Source organism: Deltaproteobacteria bacterium CG11_big_fil_rev_8_21_14_0_20_42_23, assembly GCA_002796345.1.
In the GTDB taxonomy this organism is placed as follows: Bacteria; UBA10199; UBA10199; order 2-02-FULL-44-16; family 2-02-FULL-44-16; genus 1-14-0-20-42-23.
Window position 1 is genome coordinate 1 of sequence record PCXC01000059.1, and the last position, 13,434, is coordinate 13,434.

Consider the following 13,434-nt stretch of genomic DNA (forward strand, 5'->3'; position numbering starts at 1 on the left):
TTTCAAACGCCCTTTTTTCAACAACACCAAACCGTAAACCACTCTCATTACTCACTTCGATGTGCTCATGGAGGGTTTTTCAGGGGGGACTATGTACTATCGAAAGTTTTGCCATGGGTTAAAATTTCTCAGCCTCCTTCGCGGGAATGACAAAGAGGGTGAGACTTTAATCCCTAAAGTTTTCAAACTGAAGTGGTAGGCCGAAGTCTTGTGATTTTATGAAGGCGATGGCTTCTTGTAAGTCGTCTCGTTTTTTTCCGGTGACGCGTACTTGAGTGTCTTGGATTTGAGCTTGCACTTTCATTTTTGTGTCTTTGATGCTCTTTGTGATTTTTTTTGCAGTGTCTTGATCAATTCCGTTTTTCAATTTCACGGTGCACTTCACCAGCCCATCGGCGCCAGCTTCTACTTTGCCAACATCAAGTGCTTTCATGTCGATGCCGCGTTTGATGGCTTTGGTTTGAATGATGTCGATGAGCGCTTTCATTTTGAAGTCATCATCGGAGATAAGTTTTATCACCAATTCTTTTTTATCGAAGTCGATATTGCTTTTGCTTCCACGAAAATCGTAACGCGTTTCTAACTCTTTGCGCGCTTGATTAATGGCGTTGTCCAGTTCTTGTTGATTGACTTCAGACACAATATCAAATGATGGCATAAAAACTCCTTCGTGTATGATCGATTTCGTTTGCTAGTAATGCTGTAAGAAAAAACATGCAAGCGCTAAAGCGTTGTGTAGCTTGCGTTTAAAGTCAGGTGAAAAATAAAAAAGGAGAGCAGAGAAGCTCTCCTTTTTTAGGCTTGATGTCTTTTTTTAAATATCGGTAGGCGCTGTTGGTGCGGTGAAAACAACATCTGTGAGATTGACGAGATTATTGGTCACAGCTGCTGCATCTGTTTCTCGGTCGTTATCGAAATTGAGCTCACTTCCACTTGTGCCAGCAACAGCAGCATAAGTTCCGCTGTTAACGGCTTCGTAAATAAATCCATCACCAATGCCAGCGTCGCACGAGTTGCTTGGAGCATAGGTGATGTTGGCGCTGCTGCTAATCCAGGTGTCGGTTCCGCTTGCCTTGCTCATCACTTGCCGTTGTGCTTTTTCAAGTCCGGTATGGGTATTTCCTGGTCCGGCCCAATTACAAATCATAGCGGTAATGGTTCCACGCCCTGCTGCCGTTGCGATATCAGTACCAAAACCAAAGTACGCCGTTCCACTTAAGTTGTCGCTACTATCAATTGAGGTGGTAACATCAAGCACGCGCGTGTTGCCATCGCCCTGGCCGGCTTGCCAGGCGTAGGCAAAGGTGCCCGTTCCATTAGACGGATTAAGAGCGAACAATCCATAATTCCAATTATTTCCCCATCCGTCAGTATTACTTGTAGAAACTTTATCGCTTGGATCTATGTTGTTGTCTGTATCAAATGGATCTGTGCTTGATCCACAAAACTCTGCGAAATTTGTTTCGTAGGTGAGAGAAGTACCGGATGTTTTTTCATAGAGGATGGTTCCCGCATTTACGGCGCCAGATTCTGTTCCTGCTGTTCCTGCGCAGTTTCCACCATCTTCCGAGCTCTTTGCCATCGAAAAAGAAAGTTTTCCTTTGTAGGTACTATTATCTGATGTGGTTGGAATGTGCTTCAAGGTGATGGTGCCCGTTCGAACTCCAATTGCACCTCCAAAATCCATGCTGACACCAAGGGTAGAAACGTAGACAGGATCTGTTGTGCCGTCGCTGTTTGCATCAACGTTTGCCTTGCGAGCAAGGGTTGCAGATGAAACCGTAAGACCACTTACAGTAGATTGACTCTCTACAGTACTTGCAAGATCTACCGTTGCTCCAATGGTGGGAAGTGTTGTTCCAGCCTTCTTTCCAGAGCAAGCCATTACGGCAGCAATGTTAATCATGTTATCTACATTTGCTGAAACTTTTTGCACAAGTTCATTCATTTTTGCAGCGGCGCAAGCTTCTGAGACGCCTTGAGTTGTATTCCAAATGCCGGTGTCGCCAGATGGAAGTGCGCCGTCATCATCTGCTTGCCCATCATCGTTGGTGTCGCCGTCAATAGCGCTTGAGTTGAGATGACCGTTGAAGTTTACAGGGGGTCCGTAGCAGGAAGGAGAGCTTACGCTTGGAATTTGGAGTGTAAAGGCGCAGTCGTTATCGCCAGAAATTAAATTTTGAAGTGCAGTTTTTTTTGCATCATAATCTTCCGTTGCTGCATCACCTACTGCTTTAAGCGTTTTTACGCCCAGAGATGCAGAAACTGATGTTGATGCTGTTGGTGAGCTTACAACAACGTCGGCGGGAACCACTGCGGAAGTTGTTGTGTCAGCTGTTGTTCCGCTGTTCCCAGACGAACCGCAACTTGAAAGATGGAAAGAAAAAGAAAAAATCGACATGAGCAACACTAAACGCGGTAGAAAAAACTGTTTCATATTATCCCTCCAGTAAAATGAATTAGAACGAAACAAAAAGCATATTTAAAATCTAAATGAAAGAAAAAGCTGTGAGCAAAAGAAAATCTCAAAACGAAAGAACAAAGATTGCAGTTGAATCCACTGTGTATTCTTTTATAGTCTCTTGAACATGAATTTTCTTCAAATAAAATGTTACCATCGCCCAGTTGGGATTTACGTTGCTGGAGTTGTGCTGCTTTATTTTATTTTTTTTCTCACCTTTCTCTTTTTGAAGACAGCTTTTTTGCCCAGTTTTGAAGCTTGGGTTTTTTTTCATCGTTTGGGCTATGACATTGCAAATGTTCAACTGGCATGGACCAGTCTTTTGCTGGCTGGGCTTGGAGTGTTTGCGTTCATCTTTCTTCTGAAACGCTCTATCAAAGCCTATTTGCTGGCAACGAGTTTTTTTCTTACTTACCTTATCCTCACTCCGTTTTACGCCTCATTTATAGGGAGTCTCCACTTTTTTCACGTGGCGCTAGCGTTTTTTTCGTTGATTTCTCTCCGAAAAAATAGGCGTTTCTTTGATGTGTATTACAATGTTTCTACAAAAATAAAATAAGCCAAGCGTTTATTTTTTTGATACACTTAATCTTGTCTAACCTGAGGAAAGTCGCTTCCAGTCTTGTTTGAAAGGCGGCAAAGGAAATGCTATGAACATAAAAAACTTTTTTTTGCTGTTGCTGCTTGTGGTTACCACTCTTTCTTGCAGCGGTGGTTCTGGTGTAAAAACGATTTCTGTTGGGCCTGGTGTTTCGGTGAATGTAGAGAGCAACACCGAAGTTACCGTGAAGGGAAGTGAGAGTACCTTGTATCTTCCGTCCAGCATTTTTTCCGAAAACATTTCAGTGAGTCTTAGCGAAGATGCTGTAGATGTGACAGAGCTTGCTGGTTATACCTTGTTAAGCAAAAGTATTTCCCTCCATTTTTCACAAGCACAACAAACAAAAGAAAAGGCGTTTGTACTTGCCTTCACGCTTTCAAAAGAAAAAGTGCAATCACTTTTGCAAGAAGGAAAAGGCCTTTTTGCAAAGGTGAGAAATCGCGGAGAGCACATTGCATATGGAGAAGGAAAATCAGCAACCTGGTCTCTTCACTTGGGGGAGTATGACGAAAACACGGGCGAATATTCGGTAGCTTTTTATGCCACCGCGGAAACCATTGAAGTAGCGCTTGTTGCGGGTGATCCGTTAACTGTTTTTATTGGATCAGTGCAGAAAGATCGCGGAGAAGAATCGTTTGGAGCGAAATCAGTTTCAAAAGCAAGCCCACTCGCAACAGAATTAACAAGAACGATTTATAATTTTGAGGAAACACCATGGGCGGTTATTTGCGAACCTGCAAAAATGACCGTTGCCGAACGAGCATTGTGCCAAGAAGGAAACGCTCGTTATCAATTAGAACGCGTGCATGAGCGCATCCGAAGCAACACACAACTTTTGGTTGATCAGGGTTGGTCAAAGGCAAAACTCTTGCTCACAACGGCTTTGTCACTTCAGATTGCAAGAGGTGATATCAATGCGTTTACAGGCTCTCGTGATTTGCCGATCTACCTTCCGGTGGCATTTGTGGCAGGAAGAGCAAACACGGCTTGTTCAAACACAGCCGTAAAAGGATGTTACGATCCCAACAACGGAAAACTTGAGTTTACCGAGTTGGCCCTCATTGCGGAAGACCAGTTGCGATGCGGTGATACGGTGATGCATGAATTATTTCATGCGGTTCAAGCAGCCACCCTTCCCGATGTTGAAGATGTGTGGTTTAACGAAGCTACTTCATCGGCTATGGGAGCGTGGGCGGTAGCAGGGGGAAATGCGAACACCCTCATTAATAGCACGTACTGTGGTGAACATCGAGATTGGAATTTTGGCTTGGATAATTCTTCTGATGACTATCGCCCTTACAAAACCATGGAATTTTTTACAGGACTTGCCAATGGCGAGATAAGCTACTTGCCACAAGTGTTTGCCGCGCTCAGCACTTCCTCTTCTTCGCTTACCTACACCAGTTTAAATGATGCGCTCTCAACGGTGCCAACGGTTCATGCAACTCTAGGCGAAAATTACATGAACGTGGTAAGGCGAAAAATTCCAAGCTTTAACTATCCGCATTGTTCACAAATGGAACTTCAAACTGAAGATGATCTGTGGTTTGGGCTTGAAAGTGGAGCGCTTCAATCAATGAGCAGCGATTGCTACAATACCTTAGAAACAAATTTAGCAGACGGCCACTGTTGGCGTGTAGAGCTTGAAGCGGTTGGAGCGAATGCAAGTGATCTTCGCCTGGCTGTGAATGGAAAAGTGGAAGATGAAAATGTTGCCTTCCTTCGAGCTTCGCGTTTGGAGATGGTGGTTGGAGATGTAAAGCTGAACAGAACCGCAGAGGCCGATGCTTATCGTTTGCATGTGCAAGAAATTGCGCACGAAGAAGCCTGCCCGCTTCGCGAGCCGGATGTGCTTCCCAATGAGGGCGACTGTTTGCCGCGCGAAGTGCATTGCTTTAATCGCCCCAATCAAAATGGGCCAGCTGATATCACTTGTTCTCTTCGCATGACCTTGGGCACGTGTACTATTGGGGTTGTTGGCTGTACTCAATTTGGAACTGGCGGCGTTGAGTGTCATGATATTAACGGCATTCCCATCGAGTGGGGAAATTGCGGTGCCGAGCAAAACGCCTTGCAAACTGGCGTTCCGGGCGACGTGATTTCAATTCCTCAAGGCAACGGCTGTAATTCTTCACAGTTGTGCAGACGCTTGTTGTTATGCGCAGAGTAGCCACTGCGAAGGGAAAAACAGCTAAAACACTTGAAACATAAGCGGAAATCAACGCTTTACAAGATTTTCCCCGAATGCTAGACGCCCCCTTTGCAATTCGCAGTCAGCAGCACGTTCTTTAAAAATATATTCCGCAGTAGCTCAGTCGGTTAGAGCATCTGACTGTTAATCAGAGGGTCCCCGGTTCGAGTCCGGGCTGCGGAGCAAACAAGACTCGAACTCGATTTAATTCGGGTTCGAGTTTTTTCTTATGGGAGCTCAGTATCTTGCCCTCATTCTCAGATATTTTATCTACACTCTCTCTTTTAGGATTGGGTTCGCTGATTGGCGTATTTTTGAAATCTTATCTTGATCGAAAATCAAATCTACTTAGCCAAAAGCATGATTTTAAGTTTACACGTTATAAATGCATTTTGATGTTAATGGTTTCATCACTAGATTTTGAAAAACAAAAAACCGTTTTGAAAGAACATGGACGCAACTTTAATTCTACTGATGATTTATTTGATGAATTGAAGGCTGAAAAGATAAACATGGTACTGTTTTCTGATGAAAAAACTATCCATAGTCTAGACCGCTTTATCAAAAACCCTTCTCAACAAAATTTAGAAAATACCGCAAACCATATGCGAAAAGATCTCTGGTCTTAGGTTTTAATAATTTCTTTTAGCCTCTCCACAAACGGCAAGATCCTCTGATAAATCTCCGTTTGTTTGATTCGAGCTGCATTGGGATTGTTTGGCTCCATGAATTTTGCCGCCCATGTTGGGCCTACAGAATCGACTCTCTCAAATTTTTCACAAATACTCTGCAAACCTTCTTTGATAAGGCCATTGTTTAAGTGATCCTTAATTTCTTCAAAACAAGAATCAGGACCACCTTTGTAATGAGCAATGATCGAAAAAATGTCATAAGCATCTTTTTCTTTGTAGCGCTCTGAAATTGTGATGCCTTTCATGGCCAAGATACTCGTGACGTTAGCCATCTTAATGTCGCTGCTATGATGAGCGCCGTCAGGCAAATAGCCTTCAAGCATGAACGTCAGATGATGCTCAGGAAGTAAATCAGCACCTCTGGCTTTACGTGCTAAAAACTCGTCATCAATGCGTTGATGTCTGTGGCTTTTAGAAGTGCCGCCGTATTCACCTGCCAGAAAATCAACAACAACGCCCAAACCAGCAATGTCTTTTTCAAACGAAAACGGGATAGGTGTTCCTACACGGCTTTTTCTTTCGACATAACCGCGATTTGTTATGAGTTCGACAATGCTGGCGTATTGATTCTCAGAAATATTTTTGGCGTCAATCACCAGATCAATATCAATCGAGCCCACGTGGTCAAAGCCGCTGTCCTTGTTTTTAAACATTTTCAAAAGAAAATACGGTGCCCAACCGCCAACCAAATACAAATCATTACGATACCGTCCCAAAATGACCATGAGTTCTAAAAGAACCATTTGAGAACGGTTGGCTTCGTTGTTGTCAAAGTGAGTTGAAAATCGATCTGTCATATTTTTAATACCTTTTCTCTTAAGTGTTCCGCTTGCTCTCGGCCACGTGCTGGATACCTGTACAAATCAAGATAGAGCTGGATATTATTCACCACGTTTAGATTTTTGATTTGCTGAGTTTGTTTGAGAATGCGTGGGTTTTGCGGAATCACAATATTGATGTTTCCTGAGATTTCAACATCAACCAAGTTCAATTTTGTTTTCCAATAATTGATTGCTTCAGCATTAGGAATGTAAAAATCAATCAGTTGGTATCGAACAAAGGGGGCAATTAAACTGGAGCCACACATTTTGGTCAGGGCGTAGTCTTCGGAGGCATCTTCAAACTTTTTTAGAATGGCTTCCGGTTCCCCTTCGACATAATAGGGAATGACCTGGTTGCTTTCGAAGAAATAGGCATCTCGAATGAGGTCGAGTAAAACTCCCCGATTAATAAGATTCAGACGAATGCCCGGTTCTAAAAAACCAGCATCTCTCATGATATTGGCAAATTTTGAAACGAAACCGGCGCTTAAATCTGAAGCTTCGGCAAACTCATGAACTGTGGGGGTACCAGTTTGGTTGAGAAGAAGTACCGCCATCCAAAAGCGCTCAGGTGTTTTAAGGGCTTGGGTTAGCTGACCTGGATTCGGCAAGATTGGTTTATTGTATTCACGATTTTCCATAATATTCACGATCGTGAATATAGTACAATATCGTGAATATTTAGTCAATACAGCTCTGTTTTCTCCCCTAAATCCATCGTTCATTTCCCCAAATTTCCAATCTGTCGGCCTGAGCACGTCATCTATGCCTATAGCTTCGAGCCGTCCCTAGACTTTGAAAATGTGCCAAGGTCAAAAACTGGACTCGCTAACCATTTGTTTTTTTTACGATATTCGTGACCAAAACTGGTTTTGATTTTGAGTGGAAAGGTGATGGAGCGGTTCAGATTTACGTACAACTCGGGGAGCAGGTAAATAAAGGGTTTTCGAAAGTTGTTTTCGTGAACCCTTTTTGAGTTTTGTATCACCTCTGCATCTTTAAAAATTTGTAACCGATGTTCTTGCTTGCACAAAGATTATGGAAAAGTAAAAAGTAAAGACTTACCCCATTTTTTTATTATTATGAAAATATCAATATCAGCACGTAATAAAATAGGTATGTCTCTCGTGGGATTTGGCACTTATCAACTATCAGTTGACCAAGCTGAATCTTGTGTGCGTGAGGCACTCAATGCCGGATTTAGACATGTTGATTCTGCTGAAGGTTACAATAATGAAGAAGGTACTGGTAAAGGGATAAAAGCAGCTGGAATTTCAAGGGATGATATTTCTGTAACTACCAAACTTTTTCCAGGATATAAGCAGTGGGAGATACCTGAAAAAGACTACAAACAGACTATTGAAACGTTAAAAAATCAGCTGAAAAAGCTTCAACTTGACTATGTTGATCTGTACCTTATACATAGCTCCGCTATCAGCGCTAAGGCTAGAACAGTGGAGAGCCTTAATAGAGCTAAAAAAAATAGGGCTAACCAAACACATTGGGGTTTCAAACTACAATGAAGAGAGGATTAAAGAAATTTTAGATGCAGGCATGGCTAAACCTGAGGCAAATCAGATCGAACTTCATCCAATTTGTGCCCAGGTTGATTTGATCATGTATATGAAGAAGAATGCAATCGAACCAATTGCATATAGCCCGCTCGCCCCTCTTTCAACGTGGCGCACTGAAGACAGGCAGGGCGGAAATGTACTTGTCGGGATAAAAGAAGAATGCCAATCGATAATTTGTGAAATTGCGAAAAAACTTAAACTATCAGAAGCTCAAATATTATTAAGATGGGGATTGCAGCACGGCTATTGTGTGTTAACGAAAAGTAGCAAACTTGAGCGTATCCGAGAAAATTTAGATTTATTTGATTTTGCAATTTCTGATGATGACATGAAACGCTTGAATAAATTGAATCAAAATAGAGCAATTGCCTGGGCGGCAAGTGGTCTTAATCCAACGGAAGTTGCTCCTCACTTGAAAAAGACTTGAAAAGAAAAAAAGTCAAGACTTGACCCCTTTGGGAACGTTCGAGGAGAGCAGGTTCAAATTAAACCGAGTGAAAATTCGTTACATAATGAAGTGGGTTATATTCAAGAAGAAATGAAAAATAACATTCTTGCTTAAGATGTTTTTTAATTTCTGTTTCCAAATCGTGCGAAAGTTTTTTTGTGAAGTTTTCATCTCTGTGGGGTTTTGTGAGCATCGAGATGGTGATCAATATATGAGAGTGCTTGAAAACATCGGTGAGATAAGCGCGACACTTGCAAATCCCGGCTGTGCTGTCGTGTTGGTTGATGAGCTTTTCAAGAGACGAAAACAACTCATCAAAGTTAATTCGCAAATCGCTTGAACATTTAATTTCGGCATGTGGCATGCGTTGTCTCTTGCAATAAAATATGATGAAAAGTCAAGATGCGTTTTTTTACCCTACCTTGATATCAATGTTTACAAGATCTTGTTCAAACGTGAAGCGGTAGTTTTGTCTACCTGACAGGGCCCGAGCACAATTTGAATTAGGTTTTTTTTCGGCCATTCTGGCCTGAATTACTTGTGTGAGACCCCTGTTTTTACTCATGATATCAGTGGCTCAGAACAGGTTTAACAATTTGTAAGGTCAATTTTATAAATTGTAAATCAGGACATTTGAGCTGTTTTTGTCATTATCTCAATACCGCAAGAATCGGGTTTTCACCGCGGCATTTCAGCGCTAAGCATCAACCTTATGAATGATTATCAACGTATCGAAAAAGCTATCGCCTATATTCAGCAGAATTTTTTAGCTCAACCTGAGCTGGATGACATTGCGAAACAAGTGCATTTGAGTCCATTTCATTTTCAACGGCTCTTCAAAGAGTGGGCTGGGGTTACGCCGAAAAAATTTCTGCAATATCTCAGCATTGAATACGCCAAGAAACTTCTCAAAAAGAATTTATCGCTTTTGGATGCAAGTTTGGAAACTGGCTTGTCTGGCACCAGCCGCTTGCACGATCTCTTCGTCACCGTGGAAGGTATGACTCCGGGCGAGTATAAAAATGGTGGCGAAAATCTCACTCTTCACTACCGCTATGCTAGCACCCTATTTGGTAACATTATCATTGCCTCAACCAGCAAAGGCATTTGCCACTTAGCTTTTATTGATGATGAGGTTTCAGCTCTGGAAGGATTACAGCAGATGTTTCCCAAAGCGGTTCTGTTGAACAAAAAAGATGCATTACAGGAAAAAGCGCTCAAGATTTTTTCTCCTGAAAGCGGAGATCTTGAACAGATAAAACTTCACCTCAAAGCGACACCTTTTCAACTTAAAGTATGGCAATCGCTGCTCAAGATCCCGCCAGGTCGCGTGGAAAGCTATTCAGCCGTTGCAGCACATATTCGCAGCAAAGCCGTGCGTGCCGTTGGTTCTGCAATTGCAAAAAATCCCGTTGCCTATCTCATTCCTTGTCATCGTGTCATTCAATCAACTGGTTGCTTTGGACAGTATCGTTGGGGCTCCGCCAAAAAAGCAAGCCTCATTGGGTGGGAAGTTGCGCAGATTCATAAGGATGACGTTAGACCTCTTGCATAACCCTGCATAACTCAATGATGACGATGTTGATTAGTTGTCACCCTGAACGAATGTGAAGGGTCTCCTCGTTCAATTGTCAGAGGAGATCCTTCCTGCCCGTCCGGCAGGCGGGCGTTACTCTCAGGATGACAAAAAATGGACTGAGTTGCCATTATTGGAGGACTTCGTTGAGGGCTCGCTACGGTTATGCAAGAGGTTTATTAGTGAGTCAGTTTAAAATGCTGCAATTGCAAAAGGAATACGCGAATAAAATTCGTAGCTCAAGAAAAGATGGCTTTGGAAAAACTTTCAAGCGCGGCTTCAACAGCAGGTCGGTTGAGCCGAGGGTATTTTGCAAAAGTGGAATCGGGTATTTTTTTTACCATTTCAGATAGTTTTTTTAGATCTACAAGTTTAGCAGTTGCCAGTGCCTTTACGTCAGCTACGTCTGTTTTATGACCTCGAACAATTTTTGAAAATGCTTGAGCATAAGGATCAAAGTGCATGAACGTTGCCTTGCCAAAAGTGCCGATAGTGATGTGGCGTTTTTTTTCACCAGGCAGGCTGGGTATAAAATCTGTGGGTTTCGCGAGTTCAATGTTAATGTGTAAACGTTCTTTGAGCTTTGAGAGAGATGAAAACAACTCATCCATATCACCAGCAATGTCGATATCAATTGTTCCCTCACGAAAGTCAAAAAGAAGTGCTGTAGCTCCACCTGTTACATAAAACGTTGCACTTTTTTTCAGCACTCGCCCTACCGATTTCATAAACTCTTGTAGGAGTGCTTTCGTAATTGTTCTTCGGCTCATGTATACCACCTGCGATTACGGTGAGTTGTGGGTTGAGGTGTTGGAACGATCGAGGCTAATGCATCACAAAAACTGTCTATTCGTTCGAGGAGAGCACAAAAACGCACATAAGCCATGTCGCCATGTTGTTTTTCCATTGCTTGATAGAGCAGAGTGCGAGTTTGAGGCATGTTCTGGGATATATCAGGCACAGGAACTCCTAAGAAGCGCAATTTTGGACGAAGCTCGGCCACAGCTAATGCTTCTATGCTGGAAAGGTTTCTGTTGTTTAGATGACGTAATCCCACATCAACGATTTCTGCACCCGGCAGTGCGAGCTCTGCAAAATGTTCTACTCCAAAGCGTTTTTGCATCCAACGAAATGTGATGGCAGTTCTTGCCTGAGATGAAAGTTTTGCGGTACTCAATTTTTTTGCGCGCGCTTTTCCACCTTTTTTTCCAATTGTTTTGAGATAGTGACGGACATTTTTCCAGGCCATAATAAACGAAGTTTAATACTTAGCGGCTACGTATGTCAATAGATCTCTTGCAGAACCGTCCCCTTATATTTCAGAATTCACCAACGCTTAAGACGATCGCACCTTCTTGGGTGCAGTTGAAAAATTCGCCGATGCCTTCAATGCCGTTGCAGTGGCCGTAACTTCCTTTTATTTTTGTGGGATGGCTTTGCTGTATCGTTTTGCTGTTGAGAGCGGCAGATCCGCCTTCCATCAACACAAGCTGTTCACGCGCTAATCCTACTCTGCCTCGAGCTGTCACGATTTCATCCAGCAGGCGGATGCTGTCTTTTACGTCTCCACTGCCGGGATCATGAATAATCACTGCATCCGCTTGTTTCAAATACTCATCCCGGAAATAGGCTTCCCCACTACGATTAAGGGCCAGCTTCACATAAATGGGAACTAACTTTCCCTGTGTGCTGCGGTAAAACAGTGTGAAGGTTTGCTCTGTTCCTTCTCTTACGAAAAAATATGACCACGGTTGATTCAAGTTGGGATACGATTTTCCAAGCTCTACTTTTTCAATCACTTGGGCAGCCTGCAAACCTTGGAAGTGCGCCAGCATTTTATTTGGGTCAACATGAATATCGGTTGCGATAATGGTTGCTGCATCAATGGCGTTGTTTTCTGCAAGGCGAAATACTGTTTGAAGAAATGCATAGTGAGTTCCTGCGGCTGGATACAAAAAGCACGGGGTTCTTTTTTGTGTTTTTTCCAGGAGTGCAGAGACGTGTGTTGCAAAGGCATCAAAGACAGGAAGGCTGCGCCACTGGCACAGCTCCCGCAGAGGAACTTTTTTTGCGTGTTGCGCTAGTGTGCCTTTTGTTTGTTCAAACAGAGCATGATTTATTTCTCCGCGGAGCCCTCTTAGTTTTTGATAAGCCGCAATATCTTTTTCTTCTGCGAATATTAATGGCGATGCAAATTTTTCTAGGGTCCAAATTCCAGGGAGAGGTTTTTTAGAATAGGCACTCAAAAGGTGTGAAGCTGTTTTAATTTCTTGCCACGTATCAAAGCGATCCTTGTCACCAGAAGAAGCTGCCACGCTTTGTAAAGGCGCCGTGAAATTTTCTATAAAACCATTATCAAGTTGAGCTTCTAAATGATCGGCAGATTGTAGGTAGTGATCTGCCATCTTGTTCCAATGATCTTTGTAGCTCTTGTTCGTAGAATAGCTATCATTGTTGGGGTTGCTGACATCAATAGCACGCGCATTATTTCTAAGCTCTTCGCCGCGCTGACGTTCTTCTTGAATCCGTTGCCGCGCTGCTTTTTCAAGATCAGCTTTGAATTGAGGAACACTCTCTCCATCTAACACAGCTGGGGTAAGCATTTGGTGTTTATCAATGAGTTGTTTTATTGTGCGGAGATAATCAGCCATAATTCATTATCGGCTGAACATGAGAGAAGTTGTGTGTAAAAAAGGGGACGTCCCCTTATATTTCGAAAAGTGGTTTGGTAAGGATGAAAAATAAAACCGCGAAGGATGCCATGAATTGAGGGGCACTGTAGAAGTTAATATTTGGCTGTCGGTAAGACACTTTTTGTTGTGATGAGAATTCGTTTTTTCCGTTCTTGCTGGCTTTGCAGATAATTAGCCCACGCTTTCCATTGATCGGGATTGTTTTTGGCATTGTTCATTTCCATGAACATTCCTGTTACCCGAAACGGAGGGCACTTTTTACAGTCAAAGTCCCGTGTTTCCTCATTCTCATTGATAGCACCGCTTTTTAAATTTGAAAGCCAAGAGGTAGTTAGTTCCCCCTGAAAAACCCATTTTTTCAAGATAGCGGACCTTGA

General features: G+C 42.7%; 15 protein-coding genes and 1 tRNA gene. 7 read left to right on the forward strand and 9 right to left on the reverse strand.

Annotated features, from left to right (window positions below; all coding sequences use genetic code 11):
- Window positions 1-166: 166 nt before the first annotated feature.
- Window positions 167-658, reverse strand: coding sequence for a YajQ family cyclic di-GMP-binding protein (locus COV43_07030; GenBank protein ID PIR25079.1), 492 nt, complete (start codon window positions 656-658; stop codon window positions 167-169).
- A 156-nt stretch (window positions 659-814) separates the two neighbouring features.
- Window positions 815-2,437, reverse strand: coding sequence for a hypothetical protein (locus COV43_07035; GenBank protein PIR25080.1), 1,623 nt, complete (start codon window positions 2,435-2,437; stop codon window positions 815-817).
- Window positions 2,438-2,588: 151 nt separating this feature from the next.
- Between COV43_07035 and COV43_07040 the strand changes: the two genes are divergently transcribed.
- From COV43_07040 to COV43_07055, 4 genes are all read left to right on the forward strand, one after another.
- A complete protein-coding gene (locus COV43_07040) occupies window positions 2,589-3,020 on the forward strand; it encodes a hypothetical protein (GenBank protein ID PIR25081.1) in 432 nt (143 codons plus the stop codon).
- A 91-nt stretch (window positions 3,021-3,111) separates the two neighbouring features.
- On the forward strand, window positions 3,112-5,232 hold the full coding sequence (locus COV43_07045; protein PIR25082.1) for a hypothetical protein: 2,121 nt from the start codon (window positions 3,112-3,114) through the stop codon (window positions 5,230-5,232).
- 130 nt (window positions 5,233-5,362) lie between these two features.
- Window positions 5,363-5,439, forward strand: a tRNA-Asn gene (locus COV43_07050).
- 59 nt (window positions 5,440-5,498) lie between these two features.
- Window positions 5,499-5,882, forward strand: coding sequence for a hypothetical protein (locus tag COV43_07055; GenBank protein PIR25083.1), 384 nt, complete (start codon window positions 5,499-5,501; stop codon window positions 5,880-5,882).
- Here COV43_07055 and COV43_07060 read toward each other — a convergent pair.
- Both COV43_07060 and COV43_07065 read right to left on the reverse strand, forming a co-directional pair.
- Entirely contained in the window at window positions 5,879-6,742 is an 864-nt protein-coding gene (locus COV43_07060; GenBank protein ID PIR25084.1) for a hypothetical protein, read from the reverse strand. The genes COV43_07055 and COV43_07060 overlap by 4 nt on opposite strands.
- Window positions 6,739-7,407, reverse strand: a complete 669-nt coding sequence (locus COV43_07065; GenBank protein ID PIR25085.1) for a hypothetical protein — start codon at window positions 7,405-7,407, stop codon at window positions 6,739-6,741. Before COV43_07065 ends, COV43_07060 begins: the two co-directional genes overlap by 4 nt.
- A gap of 441 nt (window positions 7,408-7,848) precedes the next feature.
- Here COV43_07065 and COV43_07070 point away from each other — a divergent pair, with 441 nt between their 5' ends.
- A complete protein-coding gene (locus COV43_07070) occupies window positions 7,849-8,289 on the forward strand; it encodes a hypothetical protein (protein ID PIR25086.1) in 441 nt (146 codons plus the stop codon).
- Window positions 8,168-8,767, forward strand: coding sequence for a 2,5-diketo-D-gluconic acid reductase (locus tag COV43_07075; GenBank protein ID PIR25087.1), 600 nt, complete (start codon window positions 8,168-8,170; stop codon window positions 8,765-8,767). The genes COV43_07070 and COV43_07075 overlap by 122 nt, the downstream gene beginning before the upstream one ends.
- A 58-nt stretch (window positions 8,768-8,825) precedes the next feature.
- On the opposite strand, the gene COV43_07080 is transcribed toward COV43_07075, so the two are convergent.
- Complete coding sequence (locus COV43_07080; protein PIR25088.1) at window positions 8,826-9,152, reverse strand: hypothetical protein; 327 nt, start codon at window positions 9,150-9,152, stop codon at window positions 8,826-8,828.
- 348 nt (window positions 9,153-9,500) lie between these two features.
- Here COV43_07080 and COV43_07085 point away from each other — a divergent pair, with 348 nt between their 5' ends.
- Complete coding sequence (locus COV43_07085; GenBank protein PIR25089.1) at window positions 9,501-10,343, forward strand: cysteine methyltransferase; 843 nt, start codon at window positions 9,501-9,503, stop codon at window positions 10,341-10,343.
- Between the two features lie 260 nt (window positions 10,344-10,603).
- On the opposite strand, the gene COV43_07090 is transcribed toward COV43_07085, so the two are convergent.
- From COV43_07090 to COV43_07105, 4 genes are all read right to left on the reverse strand, one after another.
- A complete protein-coding gene (locus COV43_07090; GenBank protein PIR25090.1) occupies window positions 10,604-11,092 on the reverse strand; it encodes a hypothetical protein in 489 nt (162 codons plus the stop codon).
- A gap of 38 nt (window positions 11,093-11,130) precedes the next feature.
- Window positions 11,131-11,613 (reverse strand): hypothetical protein, encoded by a 483-nt coding sequence (locus COV43_07095; protein ID PIR25091.1) that lies wholly within the window; start codon window positions 11,611-11,613, stop codon window positions 11,131-11,133.
- Between the two features lie 70 nt (window positions 11,614-11,683).
- Entirely contained in the window at window positions 11,684-13,015 is a 1,332-nt protein-coding gene (locus COV43_07100; GenBank protein PIR25092.1) for a hypothetical protein, read from the reverse strand.
- A gap of 134 nt (window positions 13,016-13,149) precedes the next feature.
- Window positions 13,150-13,419: a hypothetical protein gene (locus COV43_07105; GenBank protein PIR25093.1), complete on the reverse strand. Its 270-nt coding sequence runs from the start codon at window positions 13,417-13,419 to the stop codon at window positions 13,150-13,152.
- Between the last annotated feature and the right edge of the window lie 15 nt (window positions 13,420-13,434).

Excerpts from the sequence above, each read along its gene's own strand:
- COV43_07095 (PIR25091.1), bottom strand. The coding sequence starts at position 11,613 with ATGGCCTGGAAAAATGTCCGTCACTATCTCAAAACAATTGGAAAAAAA.
- COV43_07030 (PIR25079.1), bottom strand. The coding sequence starts at position 658 with ATGCCATCATTTGATATTGTGTCTGAAGTCAATCAACAAGAACTGGAC.
- COV43_07075 (PIR25087.1), top strand. The coding sequence starts at position 8,168 with ATGTTGATCTGTACCTTATACATAGCTCCGCTATCAGCGCTAAGGCTA.
- COV43_07085 (PIR25089.1), top strand. The coding sequence starts at position 9,501 with ATGAATGATTATCAACGTATCGAAAAAGCTATCGCCTATATTCAGCAG.
- COV43_07040 (PIR25081.1), top strand. The coding sequence starts at position 2,589 with ATGAATTTTCTTCAAATAAAATGTTACCATCGCCCAGTTGGGATTTAC.
- COV43_07060 (PIR25084.1), bottom strand. The coding sequence starts at position 6,742 with ATGACAGATCGATTTTCAACTCACTTTGACAACAACGAAGCCAACCGT.
- COV43_07100 (PIR25092.1), bottom strand. The coding sequence starts at position 13,015 with ATGGCTGATTATCTCCGCACAATAAAACAACTCATTGATAAACACCAA.
- COV43_07070 (PIR25086.1), top strand. The coding sequence starts at position 7,849 with ATGAAAATATCAATATCAGCACGTAATAAAATAGGTATGTCTCTCGTG.
- COV43_07045 (PIR25082.1), top strand. The coding sequence starts at position 3,112 with ATGAACATAAAAAACTTTTTTTTGCTGTTGCTGCTTGTGGTTACCACT.
- COV43_07035 (PIR25080.1), bottom strand. The coding sequence starts at position 2,437 with ATGAAACAGTTTTTTCTACCGCGTTTAGTGTTGCTCATGTCGATTTTT.
- COV43_07090 (PIR25090.1), bottom strand. The coding sequence starts at position 11,092 with ATGAAATCGGTAGGGCGAGTGCTGAAAAAAAGTGCAACGTTTTATGTA.
- COV43_07080 (PIR25088.1), bottom strand. The coding sequence starts at position 9,152 with ATGCCACATGCCGAAATTAAATGTTCAAGCGATTTGCGAATTAACTTT.
- COV43_07065 (PIR25085.1), bottom strand. The coding sequence starts at position 7,407 with ATGGAAAATCGTGAATACAATAAACCAATCTTGCCGAATCCAGGTCAG.